We start from the raw sequence: 1378 nt of genomic DNA on the forward strand, positions 1-1378 counted from the left end.
GTGTAAGTCCGTGATCTGGGAGGCTGGCCGGGGCCCGGCTGAGGGCTCTGGCCGGCCGGAACGGACAGGACATGGGCGAGAAGGAAGGACCGGTCGTCGAGCCGGTCGATGAGCGGTTGGTGGACGAGGTCGTCGAGCGGTTGATGGACCGCGCGGACGCCTCAGGGGCGGCTCTGCTGGGTGAGGGCGGGCTGCTGACCCAGGTCACCCGGGCGGTGCTGGAACGGGCTCTGGATGCGGAGATGACCGAGCACCTGGGCTATGAGAAGCACGATCCGGCCGGCCGCGGTTCGGGCAACAGCCGCAACGGAACGTCGTCGAAGACCGTGCTGACCGACGTGGGGGCGGTGACGGTCGCGGTGCCCAGGGACCGAAACGGCGAGTTCGAGCCGCGGCTGGTCCCGAAGAACTCCCGGCGCCTGGCGGGCTTCAACGAGCGGATCCTGTCGCTGTACGCACGCGGTATGAGCGTGCGCGACATCCGCTCCCACCTCGCGCAGATCTACGGTGTCGAGGTCAGCGCGGACCTGATCAGCAAGGTCACCGACGCCGTCGCCGAGGAACTGTCGGCCTGGCAGAACCGGCCCCTGGACGCGGTCTGGCCGATCATCTACATCGACGCGCTGTGGGTGAAGATCCGCTCCGGAGCGGTGAGTTCGAAGCCCGTCTACCTGGCGGTCGGAGTCGACATGGACGGCCGCAAGGACGTCCTCGGTCTGTGGGTCGGCGCGGAGGGCGAGGGTGCCGGCGCGTGGATGGCGGTGCTGTCCGAACTGCGGAACCGGGGCGTCGAGGACGTGTGCATCGTCTGCTGCGACGGGCTCAAGGGCCTGCCGGAGGCGGTGACCGCCACCTGGCCCCGCGCGACGGTGCAGACGTGCGTGATCCACTTGATCCGGGCCTCGCTGCGGCTGTCCTCCGGTAAGGACCGCTCCAAGCTGGTTCCGGCCTTGCGGGCGATCTACAGCGCGCCGACCGAGCAGGCCGCGGAGCGGGCCCTGGACGAGCTGGCCGCCTCTGAACTGGGCGAACGCTATCCGGCCGTGGTCCGCACCTGGCGGGCGGCCTGGAGCGAGTTCACGCCCTACCTCGCATTCCCGCCCGCGATAAGGAGGGTTGTGTATTCGACGAACATGGTGGAGTCGATGAACTCCCGGCTGCGGAAGGCCACCCGCAACCGCGGCCACTTCCCGTCTGAGCAGGCCGCGTTGAAGGTGCTCTACCTCGCCGTCCGCGAGCAGATCACCCCCAGGGCCCGCGACATCAACCACGTCGCCGCACACTGGAAGGAGGCGCTGAACCAGTTCTCACTCTTCTTCGAGGACCGGCTCAGCATCCGATAACCACAAGGCACTTACACGAGATCGCTTACACGCCC

General features: G+C 68.4%; 1 protein-coding gene. It reads left to right on the forward strand.

Features of this window, described 5'->3' with window-relative positions:
- Window positions 1-71 precede the first annotated feature (71 nt).
- The gene (locus ACPC54_RS42025; RefSeq protein ID WP_498973031.1) at window positions 72-1343 is read left to right on the forward strand and encodes an IS256 family transposase; all 1272 of its coding nucleotides are present in this window, start codon (window positions 72-74) and stop codon (window positions 1341-1343) included.
- Window positions 1344-1378: the final 35 nt, after the last annotated feature.

Origin of the sequence: Kitasatospora sp. NPDC094028 (assembly GCF_049543595.1) — a bacterium.
Taxonomy (GTDB): domain Bacteria; phylum Actinomycetota; class Actinomycetes; order Streptomycetales; family Streptomycetaceae; genus Kitasatospora.

Bases quoted from the DNA above. Each gene is read 5' to 3' on its own strand.
- ACPC54_RS42025 (WP_498973031.1), top strand. From the start codon at position 72: ATGGGCGAGAAGGAAGGACCGGTCGTCGAGCCGGTCGATGAGCGGTTG.